Here is a 20,563-nt window from a genome sequence, read left to right on the forward strand (position 1 = left end):
GTGCGACGGCGCTGCGGCGCCGCGGGCGAATTGAGGTGTGGTGCAAGTGGGTTCGAGCGGCACTCAGGTGACGGAACAGGGCGCTGGACTCGGGGAGCTCAGTGCTGGTTCCGGAGAGCTCAGTGCTGGATCCGGAGGGCTCAGTGCGGCGCGGCAGGCGATCGCGTCGGCGCGCAGCGTGGTGGTGAAGATCGGTTCGTCGGCGCTGACCTCCCTGGAGGGCGGCCTCGACACCGGCCGGCTGGACCGGCTGGCCGATGCGGTCGAGGCCCGCATGCGCGCGGGATCGGATCTGGTGGTGGTGTCCTCGGGCGCCATCGGCGCGGGCATGGCTCCGCTCGGATTGTCCAAGCGCCCAAGGGATCTCGCCACCAAGCAGGCCGCCGCGAGTGTGGGGCAGCTGGCGCTGGCGCACGCCTGGGGCACCTCCTTCGCCCGCTACGATCGCGTCGTCGGTCAGGTGCTGTTGAGCGCGGGCGACTTCGGCCGCCGCGAGCCGCACCGCAATGCCCAGCGCACCCTCGACCGCTTGCGCTCACTGCACGCCATCGCGGTGGTGAACGAGAACGACACTGTCGCAACGGAAGAGATCCGGTTCGGCGACAATGACCGGTTGGCGGCGCTGGTGGCCCACCTGGTCGGCGCGGATGCCCTGATCCTGTTGTCGGATGTCGACGGCCTCTACGACGGCGATCCGCGTAAGGGTGCGGCGAACTTCATTCCCGAGGTGCGCAGCAGCGCCGATCTGGACGGCGTCATTGCTGGATCCGGTGGCGCGCTGGGCACCGGCGGCATGGCCTCGAAGCTGTCGGCGGCCCGCCTGGCCGCGGATGCCGGCGTACCGGTGCTGCTGGCCGCGGCTTCGGATGCGGCGGCGGCGCTTTCGGGCGCGACCGTGGGCACCGCATTCGCGGCGCGTCCGGTGCGGCTCTCGGCTCGCAAGTTCTGGGTCCGGCATGCCGCCGACGCCCGGGGCGCGGTGCATCTGGACGCGGGCGCGGTCGTCGCCGTGTCGGAGCGCCGCCACTCGCTGCTGGCGGCGGGCGTCACCGAGGTGGCAGGTCACTTCTATGCCGGTGACGTCGTCGATCTGATCGCGCCCGACGGCCGGCTCGTCGCCCGCGGCGTGGCGGCCTATGACAGCGACGAATTGGAGACCATGAAGGGCCGTTCCACCACCGCCCTCCCCGACAGCATGCAGCGCCCGGTCGTGCATGCCGACGATCTGGTGAAGGTCTAGCCCTGGTGAAGGTTTGGTTTCGCCCGCGGCTCACGAAGGCGAAGTGCCGGTTACGGGCGAATTGCATTGGGGGAGAGGCGAAGTAACGCCGCGAACCGGTCGGTTGGTCGCTCGGGCGAGGGGCAGGGGGAGGGCGGGGGAAGGGCAGTGGGCGGGACGGCCCGGAGGTTCATGCTTGAGGAGCACCCGGTGCCGCATCGAGATGTGCCCTTCGCCGATAGCGGTCGCCTGGATCCGGCGCGGTCCGCCCTTGCCGCGCCGGGCTCGCGGTCCGGTGATCGCCCGCGGCTCCGGGTGCGCCGCACCGCCCGTGGAGGTAGGTATGTACGTACCGCAACCTGATAGCACACAGCTGTGGCGGGCGAGCCGACGCGACACGAGTTTCGAGGAGAGGTTCGCCGAACGCCCACTACTGCCCGATTGGCATGAACTGCTGGCCGCCTTCTGCGGCCACATCGGTGATCAGCCCGAGGACCACGCGGTCACCCGCTGGGCCCGGGCGCTGGCCGAACTGCACCTGCAGCGGCGGGAACAGTCCGGCGATGCGGGCGGGATCGACGAGCTACGCGCTCAACTGATCTCGTTCATCGACGAGTGGGTGACGAGCCGGGCGCTGCCGAGGGGTGCAGCGCGGGCCGAATCCCTCGGGGCCGTGGTGGATGCCATGGCGGCCGCCCATGTGCGCGCCGTGCATCTGCTCCGGACGGCCGAGAACGTATCGGACGAACAAGTACACGCCGCCTGGTTCCTGCTGGCGCAGATGGCGGACGGCTGGACCGATCGGGCCGCAGGGGTTGTCGGCCCGAGAATCCGCCGCTCCGCCTGAAGTGCCGGTGCGGCAACCGCATCCGGGTGGCGGGAGGCCCGCGCCGGGCGTGTGACCTTACGCCGCACACGCCCCGCGGGCGCCTCGCTCATCGGGCGGGCAGGCCCGATCACCACGCCGGATGGGCCTCGATCACACAGTCGGGGGCGGCGGTCGCGGTCACCCCGGTGAGCACGAATCCGCTGCGGGAGAGCAGGTTTCCGAATTCGGTCTGGGTGCGTTCCCGGCCGCCCGGGGTCTGGATCAGCATCTCCAGGTCGATGATCTTGCCCGGGTGGGGGCGATGGTGTTGCGGCATGACCATTTCGATGATGAGCAGGCGCGCCTCGGATTCCATGGCGGCGCGGATGGTGCGCAGGATGCGTTCGGCATCCTCGTCCGACCAGTCGTGCAGGATGTGTTTGAGCAGGTAGGCGTCGGCGCCCTTGGGGACCGAGTCGAAGAAGCTGCCCGGCTCGAAGGTCAGACGGCCGGTCAGGCCCGGCATCCGGAGCTCTTCCTCGAGGCCTTCCCGCACGCGGGGCAGGTCGAAGACGGTGCCGCGCATGGAGGGGTGGCGTTGCAGGATGTCGACGAGCAGGCTGCCGCGCCCGCCGCCGACATCCACGATCGAGCCGAACCGGCCGAAGTCGAAGGCGGCCTGCAACGGCTCGTTGGACAGACTGCTGACACTGGTCATGGCACGGTCGAAGATCTCCCCGGCCTCGGGGTGTTTGTCGGCGAACTCGAAGAACTCCATGCCTTCCAGCTCGGGCCAGAGTGATCCGCCGGACCGGACCGAGCCGCTGAGGTGTGTCCAGTGCTTGCGATGCAGATCTGCCCCGAAGAACAGGAGCAGATCCCGCAGCGTGACCGGCGCATCCGAGCACAGCGCCTGCGACATGCCGGTCAGCTCGTAGGCGCCGTCCCGGCGCTGGGCGAACACGCCCGCACTGATCAGCAGGCGCATGAGCCGCCGCAGCGCGTCCTCGTTCGCGCCGACCGCCGCTGCGAGGTCGGCCGGCTGCCTGGGGCCCTCGGCGAGCGCGTCGGCGATGCCCAGCTCGGCCGCCGCGCAGGTGGCCTGACTGAGATATCCGGCCGTGGCCAGTTCCAGGAGCGCGATGTGCCCGGGAACCATTCGCCGATGCAGCGCGTACATGCCGTCGCGGAGCCAGGCGATGGCGCGCAGGAACGGCAACGGTGGAGCTTTGAGTGATGCGGACGCCATGGATGAACTCCCCGGGATCGTTCGGCGACTGCGGGATTGCCTGAGCCTACGCGCTGCGTCCCTGGTGGGCAGTGGTTTCCGTGACGGCCGGGCAATCAGCCCGGCGTGGCGCGGGTCAGGCGGCGGTGAAGGCGGCGGCGTTCTCCCGGGCCCACTGCGCGAAGGTGCGGCCCGGGACGCCCAGCAGGGTGTCGGTGGTGTCGGCCGGGGTCTCGGGCTGCTCGGTGGTGAGCGCCCAGATGGTCAGCAGGGCGTCCACGATGTACGGCGGCATGGTGTGCGACAGCTGTGCCTGCGCCTGCTCCGGGGTGATGGTGACGATCGGGATCTCCCGGCCGATGGCCTCCGACAGCGCGGCGATCTGCGCGCGGAAGCTGATCGCCTCGGGGCCGGTGAGACTGACTGTGCGGCCGCGCAATTCGGGGCCGGTGAGGGCGGCGACGGCGATATCGGCGATATCCAGCGGGTGGATCATGGCCAGGGCGGCGTCCGGGTAGGCGTGCTCGATGGGCTGTCCGGCCGAGACGGCCGGGATCCAGCCGAAGGCATTGCTGTCGAATCCGCCCGGTCGCAGTGTGGTGGTGGCGAGAGTCGAAGCGGCGAGCGCCTTTTCGACCGCCAGGTGGCTGGCGCCGATGGGATTGGAAGCGGCGTCGGGGGAGTCGACCGCGGAGGACGACAGCAGTACGACGTGCTCGACTCCGGCCTGCTCGGCGGCCGGCACGAAGGTGGTCGCGGTGCCGGGGTCGGCGTAGAGGAAGACCTGGCGCACGTTTTCCAGTGCGGCGGTGAGGCTTTCGGGATCGTCGCCGCGCAGTGCGACGACCTCGATTCCGGCGGGGAGGTCGAGGGCGGACGGGTCCTTGCTGGCCGCGCGGACGGGCAGCCCCCGGGCGTGCAGGGTGGTGAGGACGGCGCGGCCGATCTGGCCGCGGGCGCCGGTGACGAGGATGGTCATGGCGTACTCCGATCGAGTGAGAATCCATGCAGATGGACAAATGCATGCTGTCATGCACACATTTGTGAGTCAACACATATGTTCCGGTATGCATGCAGATACGATGTGCCCATGACCCAGGACGACCGCACCCCCGACGAGCTGCTCGATGCCATCGGACCGGCATTCGGCAAGCTCCGCCGCGGTGTCCTCCAGGAGGTCGAAGACCCCATCAGCACCAAGGATTCGACCCGGGCCCTGCTGCTGGACATGGTGCTCGGCTGTCCTCAGAGCCCCGGCCGAGAATCCCATGATCGCGGGCAGGAGATGACGGTCGGCGGTATCGCCGCGGGCATGTGCGTTGATCCCTCGGTGGCCAGCCGCATGGTCACCGACAGCATCAAGGCGGGCTACCTGCGGCGGGTCCCGTCCCAGCTGGACGGCCGGCGCGCGGTCCTCGAGCTGAGCGAGCAGGGCCTCGAGTTCATGCGCACCTTCCGTCGCCGGCAGCGTGCCGCGTACGAATACATCACCGCCGAATGGCCCGAACGCGACCGCCTCGAATTCGCGCGTTTGATGCTCCGCTACGTCGACGCCATCGACGACCTCAGGAACCGCCGCCCGCCCGCCGACGCCTGAGCTCGCGGGTGATCAGGACGGGGTGGCCAGGGCGAAGGGGAGGACGGCGGCGGCGCCCGCGGCGCGGAGCGTGCGGGCGGCCATGGTGAAGGTCCAGCCGGTGTCGGTCAGGGCGTCGACCAGCAGGATGCGCTCCGCCTCCCCGCGTTTGCCGTCGACCGCGGTGAGATCCGGTGTCTCCCAGGCATTGTGGAGGGCGGCCACCCGGTGGGCCGAGTTGGCGGCGGAGACCGGTGGCAGGTCGGGGCGCAGGTGGAGGACGCCGAGGTCCGCCAGGCGGCCGACCTCGGCGAGGCGGGCGGCCAGCGAGCGGGTCAGGATCGGGTGCGCGCCGGAGTCCAGAGCCATGACGGCCGTGGGGCGCTGGGCCCAATTCCATTCGCGCAGCACGGTGGTGCAGGCGCGGAAGACCTCGTCGGGGATCGGGGCGTCGGGGCCGTCGAGCAGTGGGCGCAGGCGCTGACCCCAGCCGAGGTTGCTGAGGCGGCCCAGGACGCGCCCGGTCTGGGGACCGTCGGTGATCTTGCCGGACAACGGGATTCCGAGTTTGGCCAGGCCGGTGGGCCACTGCTTGCGGGGCGCGAGATCGATGCCGGGGCGGTCCAGGCGGGTGCGGATATCGGCCAGGTCGGCGGCGTCGACGGCGATGTCCAGGCGGTTACCGGTGCAGTTGTCGCAGCGGCCGCAGCGGGCGTCCGCGGCGAGGCCGGGATCGTCGAGTTGCCTGCGCAGGAACGTCATCCGGCACTCGGCGGTGGACTCGTAGTCGATCATGGCCTGCTGCTCGGCCTCGCGCGCGACACTGAGCCGCTCGTAGCGTTCGGTGTCGTAGGCCCAGGGCTGACCGGTGCCCAGCCAGCCGCCGCGCACCCGGCGCACCGCGCCGTCCACGTCCAGCACCTTGAGCACCATCTCCAGGCGGGAGCGGTTGAGCTCGACCAGCGGTTCCAGGGCGGCGGTGGACAGCGGCCGGTCGGTGTCGAGGGCGGCGAGCACCGAGCGCACGATGTGCTCGCGCGGGAAGGCCACCGACGCGAAGTAACTCCAGATCTGCCGGTCCTCGTGGCCGGGCAGCAGCACCACCTCGGCCCGTTCGGTGCCGCGGCCCGCACGGCCCACCTGCTGATAGTAGGAGATGGGGGAGGAGGGCGCGCCGAGGTGCACGACGAAGCCGAGATCCGGCTTGTCGAAACCCATTCCGAGCGCGGAGGTGGCGATGAGCGCCTTCACCTCGTTGTTCAGCAGCGCGGCCTCGAGGGCTTCGCGTTCGGTGGGGTCGGTCTGCCCGGTATAGGCGGCGACGTGGTGTCCGTGCGAGTTGAGAACGTCGGCGAGATCGTGGGCCGCGGCCACCGTGAGCGTGTAGACGATGCCGGAGCCCGGCAGTTCGTGCAGCCGCCGGCTGAGCCAGGCCGTGCGCTGCACCGCATCGGGGATGCGCACCACCGACAGATGCAGCGACTCCCGGTCCAGGCTGCCGCGCAAAACCAATGTGTCCGTGCCGATCTGGGTCGCCACATCGGTCACCACGCGATCGTTGGCAGTGGCCGTGGTCGCCAGGACCGGCACCTCGGACCCGAGATCGGCGATGAGTGTGCGGATCCGCCGATAGTCCGGCCGGAAGTCGTGACCCCAGTCGGACACGCAGTGCGCCTCGTCGATCACCACCAACCCCGCGTCCGCGGCCAGCTTCGGCAGCACCGAATCGCGGAAGTCCGGGTTGTTCAAGCGCTCCGGACTCACCAGCAGCACGTCGACATCCCCGGCCGCCACCCGCGCGTGGATCTCGTCCCACTCGGTGACATTCCCCGAATTGATGGTCGCCGCAACGACTCCCGCGCGTTCGGCCGCCGTGACCTGGTTGCGCATCAGGGCCAGCAGCGGCGACACGATCACCGTCGGCCCCCGCCCCTGCGCGCGCAGCAGCTTCGCGGAGATGAAGTACACCGCCGACTTGCCCCACCCGGTGCGCTGCACCACCAGTGCCCGCCGCCGCTGCACTACGAGCGCCTCGATCGCGATCCACTGATCCTCGCGCAGCCGCGCCTGCGGCCCGGCCAGCTCCCGCAGCAGCGACTCGGCGTCCTCCCGCAGGCCGCCCGCGCGAACCGGCTCCGAGGCCGACGAGCGGGGGTCGGCGGTATCGGGCGACGGCCGGGACGTGCCGGTCGCCGCCGAGGCCGAAGGATCGGTGCCGGGCGAGGTAGCGGGGTCGGTCGAGGTCACGCGCTCCATCGTGCCCCACCGCACCGACACCACCTGCCCGCCGCCCGAATTTTCGGCCGACTTCGCACCCCTCGCGCGCCGCCCGCACGGGCGACCTGCGCCGTCGCCGGGCCGGGCCGCCGATCAGCGCCGGGCGGCCAGGAGCGCGTCGACGAGCATGCCGATCAGGCGATCGAGGGGAAGCCAGGGGAAACTGGGTCGGTCCTGACCCAGCGGATCTCGCTCCGGAGACAAACGTGCAAATACTCCGAACCGGACAAACGTCTGCCCTGTAGAACACCGGTGGAGAGCGCCTTGGTTGCGGTGGGGTCAAGATCGCGCGGAATCCCGTGCGCGGACGGACAATAGGGTTCCGGGCACGAAGGGCGTCCGGGGGTGCGCAGGGAGACGCAGATGCCGGAGAAGTTTCCGTCGCCCGCGGGGTGGACTCCGCCGGGTACAGAGTTTCGCAGTAGTGGAGGTGCTTCGCGGACGGTGACCGGCGCGCTGGTGGGGTTGATCCTGACCCCCGTCGGCATCGTCCTCGCCGCCCGCGGCGCGGCCGGGACCAGGCAGTGGACGATCCTCGGGGACTTCGCCGACCGCATCGGCTCCACCCTCGAGATCCTCTTTGCCGCAGTGGTGTTCCTGCTGGTGGCGGCCCTGGCCGCCTATTCGCCGGCGGGCACCATCATCGCCGGGCTGGTGTGGGGGGTGCTGCCCGGGATCATCCATTTCATCTTCCCGGACGACACCTTCCGCCTGATCGGCGATCTGCCGGTGTCCGACGACATGCACATAGCGCTGTTCCAGTGGCTGCAAACGGGATTCCCGCTCATCGTGGGCATCCTGCTGGTGGGCGCGGGTGCAGCGGCGACATTCCGCCGCCGCTGACTCCGATCAACCCTTCACGCACAGCACCTGCCGCAGCGTGGCGACAATGTCGACCAGGTCGGACTGGGCCGCGATGACCTGGTCGATGTCCTTGTAGGCCGCGGGGATCTCGTCGATCACTCCGGCGTCCTTGCGGGACTCCACGCCCTCGGTCTGCGCGACCAGGTCGGCCACGGTGAACTGGCGCTTGGCCGCATTGCGGCTCATCCGCCGGCCCGCGCCGTGCGCCGCCGACTGGAACGAGGCCGGATTCCCCTTGCCTCGCACCACATATGAGCGCGTGCCCATCGATCCCGGAATCAGCGCCAGGTCGCCCGCGCCCGCGCGCACCGCGCCCTTGCGGGTGACGAGCATGGGCATCCCGTCGATGACCTCCTCCGCCACATAGTTGTGGTGGCAGGAGATGGGATCGTCGAATCGCACGTCCAGACCCTGGAATTCGTCGCGCACCGCCTTGCAGACCAGGGCGAGCATGACGGCGCGGTTGCGCGCCGCGTACTCCTGCGCCCAGGTCAGGTCATGGCGGTAGGCATCCATTTCCGGTGTCCCGGAAAGGAATACCGCCAGGTCGCGATCCGGCAGATCCGCATTGTGCGGCAGTCTGCGGGCCACGGTCATGTGCCGCTCGGCGAGTTCCTTGCCGATATTGCGGCTTCCGGAATGCAGCAGGATCCACACGCGCTGCTCGGTGTCGATGCACAGCTCCTGGAAGTGGTTGCCGCCGCCCAGCGTTCCCATCTGCTTGTGTGCCTTGGACTCGCGTGCCTGCACGGCCGGATCCAGTGAATCGAACGCCTTCCAGAAGCGCTCCCACCCCGCGCGCAGGGTGGTGCCCGCCGCGCGCTGACCGAAAACCTCTGCGTTCAACCGGTTCACGTTCACCGGGTCGTGGTGGGCCGCGAATCCCACCGGCAGCACCGCCTCGATTCGTGATCGCAGCGAGTGCAGGTTGTCGGGCAGATCGGCCGCGGTCAGCGAGGTGAGCACGGCCTCCATTCCACAACCGATGTCCACCCCGACCGCCGCGGGCGCGACCGCGTCCTTCATGGCGATGACCGAGCCGACCGTCGCACCCTTGCCCAGGTGCACGTCCGGCATCACCCGTACCCCGTATACCCACTTCAGTTGCGCGATGTTCCGCAGCTGCTGCAGCGCGGCCGGCTCGACCTCGTGCTCGTGGGCCCACATGAGCGTCTGCGCCCGAGTACCGCGCAGCTCGACGGGAAACATGGGACTTTCCTTCCTCTCGACTGCCGTCCACGGTAGGTTCACCGCCCGTCCCGGTGCACCGTATTTATCCGGCGGTCAGGGTTCGACGAAATCCGCGGCGAGGCCGCACAGCTTCCAGGCGCCGTTGCGCCGGACCATGGTGCCGGTGTAATCGATGTCCTTGAAGTAGCTGCGGTATTTCTCGGGGACGTTTGTGAAGGTTTCGTGGAATGCGAAGGTGGCGGAGTTCGGGTCGTTTTGGGTGACTCCGGTGACAGTGTTCGTGTAGCCGGCGTTCTTCACTTCCGCACCGAGTGATTTGTCGAATTGCGGGGTGTATTGGAAGACGATCTGGTCGATGGTGTCGGCGGTTTCGGGGCAGACCAGGGAACGAAAGCCCTCCCAGTCGCGAGCATTGGAGGTGGCCGCGACGGCCGTGGCGGCATTCACCAATTCCGGATCGAGGGTGGTCGGATCGCCGGGAGTGACCGTTTTATCCGGCGCGTTGAACACCACCGGCGCGGGCTGCGGCTGGTATCCACTCGCGGTGAGATCGGCGTCCATGGCGCGCCGCCAGCTGCCGTCGTCGATCATCATGCGGATGATCGTGGTGATGCGGCTCTGCAATTCGAGATCGCCCTTGCGCACGCCGACCCCGTAGCGCTCGCGGGTGAAGCGGTGCCCGACCACGCGCAGCACGCCCGGGTGTTCGTGGGCGTATCCGGCCAGAATGACGTCGTCGGTGGTGACGGCGTCGATGGTGCCCGCGATCAGGTCGGCGACGCACTCCGCGTAGGTGTCGCGGGTGGCGAGCTTCACGTTCTGGGCGAAGCTGCGCCGGATCTTGTCCGCGGAGGTCGAGCCCTCGGCGGTGCAGACCGTGCGTCCGTTCAGGTCCTCGGGCTGGTCGATGGCGCGTTCGCTCTGCCGCACCAGCAGGTCCTGCCCGGCCAGCAGGTAGGGCCCGGCGAAGGAGACCAGTTGCTGGCGGGCGGCGGTGATGGAGTAGGAGGCGACGATGAAATCGACTGCGCCCGAGTTCAACAGGTCCTCGCGCTGATCGGTGCGGGCCTCGCGCCAGGTGATGTGGTCGGGGGTGACGCCGAGCTTGTCGGCGATGTAGACGGCGGTGTCGGCGTCGAAGCCGTAGGGTTTGCCGTCGGGTCCTTCGACCGACAGCCCGGGTTGATCGAATTTGATGCCGATGGTCAGCGTCCGCGGTGGCGCCGACAGTGGCGCGTCGTCGGGTTTCGGGGTGTTACCGCAGGCTGCGAGTGCCAGTCCGGTCATAACCGCGACGGCGCGGATCGCACGCTTCATCGAATCCGATCTCCTGTCGTCAACTCGTGCGGATGAACGTCGAAGAACAGCCCCGGGCCGAGGTGCCGGAGAGGCAACCGGTCAGCACATGGTGCATCAAAGCATCCGACTCGAGAAAACGTGCGGACATCGCCGAACTGGACGCGCGATTCGCCCGCGCCTCAGTCAATTCCGCAATATTTCAGCGTCTATTGCCCCGGGTTTGCGGACGGCCGGACGGGCAGATCTCCGTTTGTTCCGGTCAGCGCGAAGTGCGTAATCCGTCGGCGATCACGGCGAAGGTGCGCTCGCGCAGTCCCGGGGTCGCGCCCGTGTCGTGTGCGGCGAGGAAGATGCCCTTGATGATGGTGAGCAGGTCGCCGACGCTGATGTCGGGCCGCACCGCGCCCGCCTGCTGGGCGCGCGAGAGCAGGGTCCCCAGTGCTGCTTCGAGGTCGCGCGAGACCATGCGCGGGTATTCACCGCCGTTGGCGCGCAACGCGTCCGCGAGGTCACGTTTGACGCCCCCCTGCAGGACCAGCTTCTCCAGGAATTCGAAGAACGCCGTCCCCGGATCGTCGGCGTTGGTCAGGTCGCGGGCATGTGCGGTGATCTTCTCGACCTGATCCAGGATGGCGGCCTCGAAAAGCGCTTCCTTGGTGGGGAAGTGGCGGTACACCGTGCCCGCCCCGACGCCGGCCCGCCGGGCGATCTCGTCCAGCGGCACCGAAAGGCCTTCGGCGGCAAAGGCTTCCTGGGCGGCGGCCAGTACCCGCTCGCGATTGCGGCGCGCATCGGCGCGCAGGGGTCGATCCGTCACTCCGACAGCCTACCCACCCGTTGACAAACGGGGCGCACGCCCCGAATACTAACCGGGTCCAACGTTCCGTTTTTGGAGGCAGTCGTGTCCACTTCCGTCGAAACCCCTCGTGACCTTGTCGAAAAGCTGTTTCAGAGCCTGCCCTCGCGCGATGCCGACCGGTTCGTCGCGCTCTTCGATCCGGATGCCGTATTCGAGATCCCGTTCCTGATTCCCGGTGAGCCCACCCGCATCGAGGGGCGGGAGGCGATCCGCGAGTACCTGGCCTCCCGCTGGTCGGGAATGCCGAGTCTGGAGCTGCACGGCATCCGTCCGGTCGTGCACGAGACCGGCGATCCGGAACTGCTCATCACCGAGGTCGATATCGACATCACCCGCCCGGGGCAGCCGCGCGCCTGGATTCGCAGCTCCGTCAATGTGATTCGCGTGCAGAACGGCCTGGTCACGCTCTTCCGTGACTACATGGATACCGGTCGGATCCTGACCATGCGGCAGGCGCTGCAGGGTTGAGCATGTGATGCCTATTACCCACCCGATCGTCGACGAACAGTTAGTGCATTAACTATTATTGCCCTAACCAAGATGATCGAGGAGGGTTGAGCGGTGGAGTTGGAGGTCGAGGACCCGCTGCGGCTGGACCGCCAGGTGTGCTTCGCGCTGGCGGTGGCCAATCGGGCGGTGCTGGCGGTGTACCGGCCGCTGCTCGAGCCCATGGGCCTGACGCACCCGCAGTATCTGGTGATGCTGGCGCTGTGGGGTGAGGCGCCGATGTCGGTCAAGGACATCGGCGAGGTCATCCAACTCGATTCGCCGACGCTCTCGCCGCTGCTGAAGCGGCTGGAGACGGCCGGGCTCATCACTCGCCGGCGCGACAGTCACGACGAGCGCAATCTGGTCGTGGATCTGACCGAGGCCGGGCGCGAATTGCGCAGGGAGGCGGAGCGGATTCCGCCGGCGGTGGTGGCGCGGCTGGGGGTGAGCCTGGCGGATCTCGAGGAGCTGCGCGAGGTGCTGAACCGGGTCAACGCCGCGGCGCGGCAGTCGGTCTTGGCGGATGGCGAGCAGGCCGGATCGACGAAGGGAAACCGGAAATGAAGCGCCCCAACCCTGTTCAGTGGCTCGGCTACTCGTGCGGGCGCGTGCTGCCCGAGGATCTGCACGAGTGGGTGCGCAACGACCTCACCGGCCCCTGGGCGGTGCCGCGTCACCTCGTGCGGCAGCTGGTGCCGCTGGTCCCGGTGTTCGCGCTGGCATTCCTGCTGCCGGGTGAGCTGTGGCTGAAGCTGGCGGTGATCCTGCTGGGCCTGCTGCTGGCGCTGTTCTACATCGTGGCCTACATGCCGATGAACCGGGCGCACCGCCTGGTGAAGCACGGATTCCCCGAAGACCTGGAGAATCCGGCGCGGGCGGCCCGCCGGGCCGCCGAACGCGCGGCCTACGAGGCCCAGTACCCGCACTGAGCCTCGAAAACCGGTGCTACTGCCCGCTTTCGGTGCAGGTGCTCGCAACGACGTGGGCGGCGCGGGGCTGCGCGCTGCCCAGGTCGGGGAACGGGGGAGCGCTCTGGCCGAGTCCGTTCACGGCGTTCTGTTCGGCCTCGTCGAGGCTCGCGCCCTGGGCCCAGCCCCAGGTGCCGTCCGCGCCCTGGGCGACCGCGCCGCAGCCGCCGGTGAAGCGGAGCACGATCTCGCAGTCGTAGTTGGCGCAGTCGCGGATCGCCGCGGCGTCGGCGGTCACCTTGGTGGCGCCGGTGTCGGCGACCGCGACGTTCTTCAGCCGGGACAGGGCCAGCGTGCCGTAGGACTGGGGTGCGGCCCCGGCGGATCCCGCCAGGGCCGCGGTGAGGGTGATGGCCGCGGTGAGAGCGGCTGCCCCCGTGGCGAATCGGGCATGATTCGTCGCCGAGGGGATGGGGCGTGCGACCGGCAAGAGAATTCCTGACGTTTCAGATGTGTGAACGCAGGTGATGCTAACCGGTCCGCCCGTCAACCCACGGGGAATTTCAGACGACGGGTGTGCGGGCCAGCGCCCGGCGCAGCGCGCTGAAGGCGGTCGCATTGGCGCGCTGGGTTTCTCGTAGATGGAAGGCCATCGACATGAACCCGTGCACGGTGCCGTCCCAGCGGTGGATCTCGGTCTCGACGCCCGCCTCGCGCAGCCGCTGCCCGTAGGCCTCGCCCTCGTCGCGCAGCGGATCGAATTCTGCGGTGGCGATGTGGGCGGGCGGGAGTCCGGTCAGGTCCGCGATGGTGGGATTGGCGCAGGGGTCGGACTTATCGGTATCCGAGAACAGGTACTGCTCCCAGTACCACCGAATGTGGGCCGCGGTGGTGAAGTAGCCCTCGGCGTTCTCGGTGTGGGAGGGGCGGTCGCAGTTCGGGTCCAGCAGCGGGTACATGAGCAGCTGGAAGGCGATGTCGGGACCGCCGTTGTCGCGCGCGGTGAGGGCGGCGACGGTGGCGAGATTGCCGCCCGCGCTGTCCCCGGCCACCGCGATGCGATCGGGATCCCCGCCCAGGGATTCGGCATGGTCGGCAACCCAGCACAGGACGGCGTAGGCGTCGTCGGCCGCGGCCGGGAAGCGGGCCTCCGGGGCGCGGCGGTAGTCGACCGAGACCACGATGACCCCGGCCTCGTTGGCCATGGTGCGGCAGAACCGATCGTGGGAGTCGAGGCTGCACAGCACGAATCCGCCGCCGTGGTAGAAGACCACCACGGCCGGAACGGGTTCGGCGTCCAGCGGCCGGTACAGGCGCACCGGCACCTCCGGCGCGTTCTCGGGCCCCGGCACCAGCCATTCCTCTACTCCCGCAACGGGAATCGGTTCGACGGCGGCGGCGGGGCGGGCGGCCAGGAAGGCCCGCGCTTCGGCGGCGTCGAGCACCTCGGTGCCCAGCGCCGGGAACGCCGCGGTGGCGGCGTCGACGAAGGTCTGCCATTCGGGGGACAGGGTCATTGCGGGCCTTCCTGAATCGCGCTGTCTTACTGCATGTTCCGCGGGATGAACTTGCCCGCGGCGAGACCGCCGTCGACGGTCACCTCGGCGCCGGTGACGTAGGCGGAGGCGTCGGAGGCGAGGAAGGCGACCAGTTCGGCGACCTCCTCGGGCAGCCCGGTGCGCTCCAGCGGCAGGGTCGGGAAGCTGCCGGGGCCGGTGGTCAGGTAGGGCACCATCGGGGTGGCGATCGGGCCGGGATGCACGGAGTTGACCCGGATCTGGGCCGGGCCCAGCTCCAGGGCGGCGATCTTGGACAGGCCGCGCAGGCCCCACTTGGAGGAGCCGTAGGCGCTGTGGTTCATCAGGCCCTCGAGCCCGGCCTGTGAGGAGATGTTCACGATGGAGCCGCCGCCGGCCGCGGTCATGGCGGGCAGCACGGCCTTGATGCCGTGGAAGGCGCCGATCAGGTTGACCTTCAGGATGCGTTCCAGCTCTTCGGCGGTGGTCTCGGTGAGCGGCTTCATGATGTAGATGGCCGCATTGTTCACCAGCACGTCCAGCTTGCCGAAGGTGTCGACGGCGACCTTGACGGCGGCGTCCCAGCTCTCGGCGTCGGTGACGTCGTGGCGCACGAAACGTGCGGCGTCACCGAGGGATTCGGCGAGTTCCTTGCCCTCGGTCTCGAGCACGTCGGTGATGACCACCTTGGCGCCGCGTTCCACGAACAGTCGCGCCTCGGCCGCACCCTGGCCGCGGGCGGCGCCGGTGATCAGGGCGACTTTGCCTGTCAGATCAGCCATTTCGACTTCTTTCTGTGTCATCTACTTGTCGGTCGTCTACTGGTTACGGAAGTGGGGGATGACCTTTTCGCCCCACTGGCGGATGGTTTCCAGGCATACGTCCTGGGGCACGGTGCCCATCTGGATCAGGCACAGGATCTCGTCGGCCCCGGCCGCCTGCAGCCGCTCGACGTAGGCGATGGCGTCGTCGGCGGTGCCGTAGGCGTGCTCGGTATTGAAGATGGCGGTGGATCCGGTCTTCACCGGGATCTTGGCCTCGTGCAGGTAGGCGACGTGTTCGTCGGCGACCTGCTTCATCTTGGCGATCTCGTCGACAGTCGGGTCCACTGCCTCGTCGGGGACCGGGCCCGCGCCGTAGTAGTACTTGATGGACTGGGCGAAGAAGCGCTGGCCGCGCGCCCCGATCTGCTGCGCCTTTTCCCGATCGTCGAGGACGATGGTCGGGCACAGCGCCGCGAAATGATCGTTGACCACGGTGGAGACGAAGCGTTCGCCGGTGCGGGCCGCGATGGCCTCGTCGTAGATGCCGCGCAGTTCGGCGATCTCCTCGATGCCCGCGAAACCCAGGACCAGCGCGCCGATTCCGTACTCGGCGGCCAGCTTCAGGGTGTCCTTCTTGGTGCAGGCCATGAACAACGGCGGATGCGGGCGCTGCACCGGGCGTGGCAGCAGGTGATGGGGGTCGATGTCCAAAAGCTCGCCGTGGTACTCGAATTCGCTCTCTGGGTCCTGCCAGGCGGCCGCGATCATGCGCAGCGATTCCTCGACCTCCCGATAGGTGCGGTCGGGATCGACTCCGCACATGGAGGTTTCGACGGCGGTCGCCCCGCGGCCGGCGCCCAGGTTCAGACGTCCGCCGGAGAGCACGTCGAGCATGGCCGCGCGTTCAGCGGCGCGTACCGGGTGATTGAAGCCGAACGGCATGCACACCACGCCGTGCCCGATGCGCACCCGCGTGGTCTTGGCGGCCACCCAGGTCAGGAAGATCTCCGGCGCGCTCATGTGCGCGTACCACTTGAGCCCGTGATGCTCGACGGCCCACACCGCGTCGAAGCCGACCTGATCCGCGAGCACGGCCTGCTCGACGCAGTCGCGCAGCACCTGGGCCTCGTGCGCGGCGGTGGGGTCGGTCATCTGCGCTTCGAAGATCATCGAGAACTTCATCCGGGGCTCCTTGCCGCGACGCTGCCTCACCCGTCCGGGCGCTTATGCCTAACCGGAATACAACTGCACCCATAGCCTCAGGTCATGGGTCTGTCTCAGTGGCCGGGACCACATCGTGCCGGGGTTCCGCATCGGGACTTAGCGTCGGTTGACGAGCAGAGGAAGGGATGGAATCGGTGGGACAGCTGGACGGCAAGGTGGCGCTGGTGACCGGTGGCGCCCGGGGCATGGGAGCGGAGCACGTGCGCCGCTTCGTGGCCGAGGGTGCCAAGGTCGTGTTCGGTGATGTGCTGGACGACGAGGGCAAGGCGCTGGCCGCCGAGCTGGGCGCCGCCGTCCACTACGTGCACCACGACATCACCAGCGAAAGCGACTGGCAGGCAGCGGTTTCCGCGGCCACCACCACGTTCGGCAAGCTGGATGTGCTGATCAACAATGCCGGCATCCTGCGGTTCAAGCGCATCGTCGAGATGAGCCTGGACGAGTTCAACACCATCATGAACATCAACGTCACCGGCGCTTTCCTCGGCATCAAGACGGCCGCGCCCGCGCTCACCGCCGCCGGCGGCGGATCCATCGTGAACGTCTCCTCGGTCGAGGGCTTCGTCGGTGCGGCCGGTCTCTCCGCCTACAGCGCGAGCAAATTCGCGCTGCGCGGGCTCACCAAGTCCGCCGCCCGGGAACTGGGGCACTCGGGTATCCGGGTGAACTCGATTCATCCCGGCGGCATCGCCACCCCCATGACCGCGTCCGTCGCGGGCGCGTCCGGGGTGGACGGCAACACCTTCTTCTCCGAATTGCCCATTCCGCGCTGGGGTCAGCCGGTCGAGGTCTCCGAGGTGGCGTTGTTCCTGGCCTCGGATGCCTCGAGCTATTGCACCGGAGGCGAATTCGTCGTCGACGGCGGCATGCTGACCAGCTGCGGCTACTAAGGAACGAGATTCATGGAATTCGAATTCGACGTCGTTGTGGTGGGTTCCGGCGCGGCGGGTATGACCGCCGCGCTGACCGCCGCCTACCGGGGCCTGTCGGTGACCCTCATCGAGAAGAGCCGCCTGTTCGGCGGGTCCACCGCGCGCTCCGGCGGCGGCATCTGGGTGCCCAACAACCCGGTGCTGCAGGCCGCGGGCGTGCCGGACAGCCCCGAGCTGGCCCGCACCTACCTGAAAGCCGTTGTCGGCGATCGGGTTCCGGAGGCCAAGCAGCGCGCGTTCCTGGAGCAGGGCCCGGAGATGTTCCGCTACATCGGCGCTCGCTCCAAGCACTGGGACTTCGCCTACGACCGCGGCTACTCCGACTACCATCCGGAGTTCCCGGGCGGTCTGGCACAGGGTCGCAGCATCGAGCCCAAGCCGATCGACGGCCGCCTGCTCGGCGGGGATCTGCACAAGATCAACCAGCCGACCATGTCCGCGCCCAAGGGCATCGCCATCACGGTCAAGGACTTCCACGACCTGAACATGATCGCGCGCACCTGGACCGGCAAGAAGACCGCCATGAAGGTCGGCGCGCAGACCGCGCTCAACCTGATCAAGGGCGCCAAGCCGCTCAGTCTGGGCAAGGCCCTCGCCGCCCGGCTGTGGCTGTCGCTGCGCGACGCGGGCGTGCCGGTGTGGCTGAACACGCCGCTCACCGACCTGATCGTCGAGGGCGACGCCGTGGTCGGCATTCGCGCCGAGCACGAGGGCCGTCCGGTCACCATCAAGGCGCGCCGCGGCGTGGTGCTGGCCGCGGGCGGCTTCGAGCACAACCTGGAGATGCGCAAGCAGTACATCGACGGGCCGCAGAACACCGGCTGGACCGTCGGCGCGACCGAGAATGTCGGCGAGGGCATCGTGGCGGGCCAGAAGGCCGGCGCCGCAGTAGATCTCATGGACGACGCCTGGTGGGGTCCGTCCGTGCGGAACCCCGATGGCCCGCCGTTCTTCATGCTGGCCGAGCGCTCGCAGCCGGGCGCGATCGTGGTCAATGCCAAGGGTGAGCGCTTCGTCAACGAGTCCGCGCCGTACGTGAACGTCGTGCACACCATGTACGAGGAGGAGAAGAGGGTGCCGGGCAGCATTCCGGCGCACTTCATCTTCGACCAGAACTTCCGCGACCGGTACCTGTTCCTGGGCAACTTCCCCAAGCGGCCGCTGCCCCAGAAGTACTTCGACGCGGGAATCATCAAGCAGGCCGCCACCCTGGCCGAGCTGGCGGACAAGCTGGGCATTCCGGCGAACAAGCTGGCGGCCACCGTCGAGCGCTTCAACGTTTTCGCCCGCAAGGGCCGCGACGAGGACTTCCTGCGCGGCGACTCGGCCTACGACCGCTACTATGGCGACCCGACCGTCAAGCCCAACCCGACCCTGGCCCCGCTCGAGCGCGGCCCGTTCTACGCGGTCGAGATGGTGCCGGGCGACCTGGGCACCAAGGGCGGCCTGGTCACCGACGAGCACGCCCGCGTGCTGAACGACCAGGGCGAGGTCATCCACGGCCTGTACGCGGCGGGCAACAACTCCGCCGCCGTCATGGGTAACGACTACGCCGGCGCGGGCGCCACCATCGGACCCGCCATGGTGTTCGGCTACATCGCGGCCAACCACCTGGCCGACGCGGAATCCGAAGCGGCACAGGAGAACTGACATGGGACGGGTTGATTCGAAGGTCGTCGTCGTCACCGGCGGTGCGCGCGGCATGGGCGCGGCCTTCGCCCGCAAGCTCGCGGCCGAGGGCGCGCGGGTGGTGATCACCGACGTGCTCACCGAGGCAGGCGAGGCCGTCGCGGCCGAAATCGGTGACGCCGCACGCTTCCTCCCGCTCGACGTGACCGACGAGGCGGCCTGGAACGACGTGGTCGCGCAGACCGAGGCCGCGTTCGGCCCGGTCTCGGGCCTGGTCAACAATGCGGGCATCGTGCACGTCGACCCGATCGAGAAGCTCTCGGAGGCCGACTACCGCAAGGTGATCGACGTCAACCAGGTCGGCGTGTTCCTGGGTATGAAGGCCGTGATCGGGTCCATGCGCCGGGCCGGGGTGGGTTCCATCGTGAACATCTCCTCGACCGGCGGGCTCATTGGTTACTCCAACATCCTGGGTTACGTGGCCTCCAAGTGGGCCGTGCGCGGCATGACCAAAACGGCCGCACAGGAATTCGCGGCCGACAATGTCCGCGTCAACTCCGTGCACCCGGGCATCGTGGCGACGGAGATGGTCGCGGCCTCCGAGCGGTCGGCGAACATCGCGGCCAATCAGCCCATCGCCCGCCCGGCCACCCCCGAGGAGCTCGCCAACATGGTGCTGTTCCTCATCTCCGACGACTCCTCCTACAGCACCGGCGCGGAATTCATCGCCGACGGCGGCTTCACCACCCAGTAACAACTCCGCTGCGAGACAAGGAAACACCCATGAAGGACTTCCACGGCAAAGTCGCCGTAATCACCGGTGCGGGAGCGGGCATCGGCCGGGCGCTGGCCCTGGAGCTGGCCCGGAACGGCGCGCAGCTGGCGCTGTCCGGGCGCAATCTCGACAATGTCGCGGAGACCGTGGCGCTGTGCGAGAAGGAGGGCGCCAAGGCCCGCGCCTACCAGCTGGACGTGACCGACCGGGCGGCCGTCTACGCGCACGCCGACGAGGTGGTCGCGGATTTCGGCAAGGTCAATGTCGTCGTCAACAATGCGGGCGTCTCGCTGACCGCCAATATCGAGGAAGTCTCCTGGGAAGACCTGGAGTGGATCTTCGGCATCAACTACTGGGGCACCCTGCACGGCGTGAAGGCGTTCCTGCCGCACGTGATCGCCTCCGGTGACGGGCACATCGCCAATGTCTCCAGCATGTTCGGCCTGGTGGCCTGCCCCAGCCAGGGCGGCTACAGCTCCTCCAAGTACGCCATGCACGCCATCAGCGACGCACTGCGCCAGGAGATGATCATCGCCGGCTACAACGTGGGCGTCTCCAGCATCCACCCCGGCATGATCAAGACCGAGATCGCCTGGAAGGCCCGCGCCGCCGCCACCCGCGACCGCGACGACCTGGCCGCCAACTTCGACCGCCTTGCCCAGACCAGCCCCGAGGACTGTGCCAGGACCATCGTCAACGGCATCCGGAAGAACAAGCCGCTCATCCTGATCGGCAAGGACGCCAAGGCCATGAACATCATGCGCCGCCTGCTCGGCTCGGGCTACATGAAGCCCCTCACCGCCCAGATGCGCAAGGAAATCTGAGGTAGCTCTCGCGGCTCCCGTGCCCCGGTGCGTTCCGCACCGGGGCACGGACCGAGGGGTGCCTCCAGCTGCATTGGCGCCGACAGCTGCAGATCGGCCCGGCTCGGCGGCGGTCTACGGCCGACCTTCAGCGATAACGGTGAACAGGTCGCCATCGCCGCGACGGCCCGCCGCTGTATC

The 20,563-nt window shown here is 68.7% G+C and carries 21 protein-coding genes; 11 read left to right on the forward strand and 10 right to left on the reverse strand.

Features of this window, described 5'->3' with window-relative positions; genetic code table 11:
- Positions 1-160: 160 nt before the first annotated feature.
- Together proB and AB0L60_RS22860 are read left to right on the forward strand one after the other, a co-directional pair.
- Entirely contained in the window at positions 161-1,240 is a 1,080-nt protein-coding gene (proB, locus tag AB0L60_RS22855; RefSeq protein WP_364617422.1) for a glutamate 5-kinase, read from the forward strand.
- A 322-nt stretch (positions 1,241-1,562) separates the two neighbouring features.
- A complete protein-coding gene (locus AB0L60_RS22860; RefSeq protein ID WP_364617183.1) occupies positions 1,563-2,066 on the forward strand; it encodes a DUF4254 domain-containing protein in 504 nt (167 codons plus the stop codon).
- A 109-nt stretch (positions 2,067-2,175) separates the two neighbouring features.
- On the opposite strand, the gene AB0L60_RS22865 is transcribed toward AB0L60_RS22860, so the two are convergent.
- On the reverse strand, positions 2,176-3,276 hold the full coding sequence (locus AB0L60_RS22865; RefSeq protein WP_364617185.1) for a methyltransferase: 1,101 nt from the start codon (positions 3,274-3,276) through the stop codon (positions 2,176-2,178).
- 115 nt (positions 3,277-3,391) lie between these two features.
- Entirely contained in the window at positions 3,392-4,234 is an 843-nt protein-coding gene (locus AB0L60_RS22870) for an NAD(P)H-binding protein (protein WP_364617187.1), read from the reverse strand.
- Between the two features lie 111 nt (positions 4,235-4,345).
- Here AB0L60_RS22870 and AB0L60_RS22875 point away from each other — a divergent pair, with 111 nt between their 5' ends.
- Positions 4,346-4,852 (forward strand): MarR family winged helix-turn-helix transcriptional regulator, encoded by a 507-nt coding sequence (locus tag AB0L60_RS22875; protein ID WP_364617189.1) that lies wholly within the window; start codon positions 4,346-4,348, stop codon positions 4,850-4,852.
- A gap of 12 nt (positions 4,853-4,864) precedes the next feature.
- Here the strand turns inward: AB0L60_RS22875 and AB0L60_RS22880 are convergent, their stop codons facing one another.
- On the reverse strand, positions 4,865-7,087 hold the full coding sequence (locus AB0L60_RS22880) for a RecQ family ATP-dependent DNA helicase (protein ID WP_364617191.1): 2,223 nt from the start codon (positions 7,085-7,087) through the stop codon (positions 4,865-4,867).
- A gap of 465 nt (positions 7,088-7,552) precedes the next feature.
- Here AB0L60_RS22880 and AB0L60_RS22885 point away from each other — a divergent pair, with 465 nt between their 5' ends.
- On the forward strand, positions 7,553-7,951 hold the full coding sequence (locus tag AB0L60_RS22885) for a hypothetical protein (RefSeq protein ID WP_364617193.1): 399 nt from the start codon (positions 7,553-7,555) through the stop codon (positions 7,949-7,951).
- Between the two features lie 6 nt (positions 7,952-7,957).
- Here the strand turns inward: AB0L60_RS22885 and AB0L60_RS22890 are convergent, their stop codons facing one another.
- The 3 genes from AB0L60_RS22890 to AB0L60_RS22900 form a co-directional block, all read right to left on the reverse strand.
- Complete coding sequence (locus tag AB0L60_RS22890; RefSeq protein WP_364617195.1) at positions 7,958-9,181, reverse strand: RtcB family protein; 1,224 nt, start codon at positions 9,179-9,181, stop codon at positions 7,958-7,960.
- A 75-nt stretch (positions 9,182-9,256) separates the two neighbouring features.
- Complete coding sequence (locus AB0L60_RS22895) at positions 9,257-10,480, reverse strand: glutamate ABC transporter substrate-binding protein (protein WP_364617197.1); 1,224 nt, start codon at positions 10,478-10,480, stop codon at positions 9,257-9,259.
- Between the two features lie 241 nt (positions 10,481-10,721).
- Positions 10,722-11,279 carry a TetR/AcrR family transcriptional regulator gene (locus tag AB0L60_RS22900; protein ID WP_364617199.1) on the reverse strand — a complete coding sequence of 186 codons (558 nt, stop codon included), beginning with the start codon at positions 11,277-11,279 and terminating at the stop codon, positions 10,722-10,724.
- Between the two features lie 84 nt (positions 11,280-11,363).
- On the opposite strand from AB0L60_RS22900, the gene AB0L60_RS22905 reads away from it, so the two are divergent.
- The 3 genes from AB0L60_RS22905 (at position 11,364) to AB0L60_RS22915 (ending at position 12,739) form a co-directional block, all read left to right on the forward strand.
- The gene (locus AB0L60_RS22905; RefSeq protein ID WP_364617201.1) at positions 11,364-11,789 is read left to right on the forward strand and encodes a nuclear transport factor 2 family protein; all 426 of its coding nucleotides are present in this window, start codon (positions 11,364-11,366) and stop codon (positions 11,787-11,789) included.
- 99 nt (positions 11,790-11,888) lie between these two features.
- Positions 11,889-12,374, forward strand: a complete 486-nt coding sequence (locus AB0L60_RS22910; RefSeq protein ID WP_364617424.1) for a MarR family transcriptional regulator — start codon at positions 11,889-11,891, stop codon at positions 12,372-12,374.
- Complete coding sequence (locus tag AB0L60_RS22915; RefSeq protein ID WP_354834872.1) at positions 12,371-12,739, forward strand: DUF5313 family protein; 369 nt, start codon at positions 12,371-12,373, stop codon at positions 12,737-12,739. The genes AB0L60_RS22910 and AB0L60_RS22915 overlap by 4 nt, the downstream gene beginning before the upstream one ends.
- A gap of 16 nt (positions 12,740-12,755) precedes the next feature.
- Here AB0L60_RS22915 and AB0L60_RS22920 read toward each other — a convergent pair whose 3' ends face one another.
- From AB0L60_RS22920 to AB0L60_RS22935, 4 genes are all read right to left on the reverse strand, one after another.
- Positions 12,756-13,208: a DUF4189 domain-containing protein gene (locus AB0L60_RS22920; RefSeq protein ID WP_364617203.1), complete on the reverse strand. Its 453-nt coding sequence runs from the start codon at positions 13,206-13,208 to the stop codon at positions 12,756-12,758.
- Positions 13,209-13,281: 73 nt separating this feature from the next.
- Entirely contained in the window at positions 13,282-14,235 is a 954-nt protein-coding gene (locus AB0L60_RS22925; protein WP_364617205.1) for an alpha/beta hydrolase, read from the reverse strand.
- A 26-nt stretch (positions 14,236-14,261) separates the two neighbouring features.
- Entirely contained in the window at positions 14,262-15,017 is a 756-nt protein-coding gene (locus AB0L60_RS22930) for a glucose 1-dehydrogenase (protein ID WP_354834881.1), read from the reverse strand.
- 36 nt (positions 15,018-15,053) lie between these two features.
- Positions 15,054-16,181, reverse strand: coding sequence for an LLM class flavin-dependent oxidoreductase (locus AB0L60_RS22935; protein WP_364617208.1), 1,128 nt, complete (start codon positions 16,179-16,181; stop codon positions 15,054-15,056).
- 167 nt (positions 16,182-16,348) lie between these two features.
- On the opposite strand from AB0L60_RS22935, the gene AB0L60_RS22940 reads away from it, so the two are divergent.
- Genes AB0L60_RS22940 through AB0L60_RS22955 form a run of 4 tightly spaced genes read left to right on the forward strand, consistent with a single transcriptional unit; the run spans position 16,349 to position 20,383 of the window.
- Complete coding sequence (locus AB0L60_RS22940; protein WP_364617210.1) at positions 16,349-17,113, forward strand: glucose 1-dehydrogenase; 765 nt, start codon at positions 16,349-16,351, stop codon at positions 17,111-17,113.
- Between the two features lie 12 nt (positions 17,114-17,125).
- Positions 17,126-18,805, forward strand: coding sequence for a 3-oxosteroid 1-dehydrogenase (kstD, locus tag AB0L60_RS22945; RefSeq protein ID WP_364617212.1), 1,680 nt, complete (start codon positions 17,126-17,128; stop codon positions 18,803-18,805).
- Position 18,806: 1 nt separating this feature from the next.
- Positions 18,807-19,538 (forward strand): glucose 1-dehydrogenase, encoded by a 732-nt coding sequence (locus AB0L60_RS22950; protein ID WP_364617214.1) that lies wholly within the window; start codon positions 18,807-18,809, stop codon positions 19,536-19,538.
- A gap of 29 nt (positions 19,539-19,567) precedes the next feature.
- Entirely contained in the window at positions 19,568-20,383 is an 816-nt protein-coding gene (locus tag AB0L60_RS22955) for an SDR family NAD(P)-dependent oxidoreductase (protein WP_364617216.1), read from the forward strand.
- Positions 20,384-20,563: the final 180 nt, after the last annotated feature.

Source organism: Nocardia sp. NPDC051981 (genome assembly GCF_040680715.1).
Lineage (GTDB): Bacteria > Actinomycetota > Actinomycetes > Mycobacteriales > Mycobacteriaceae > Nocardia.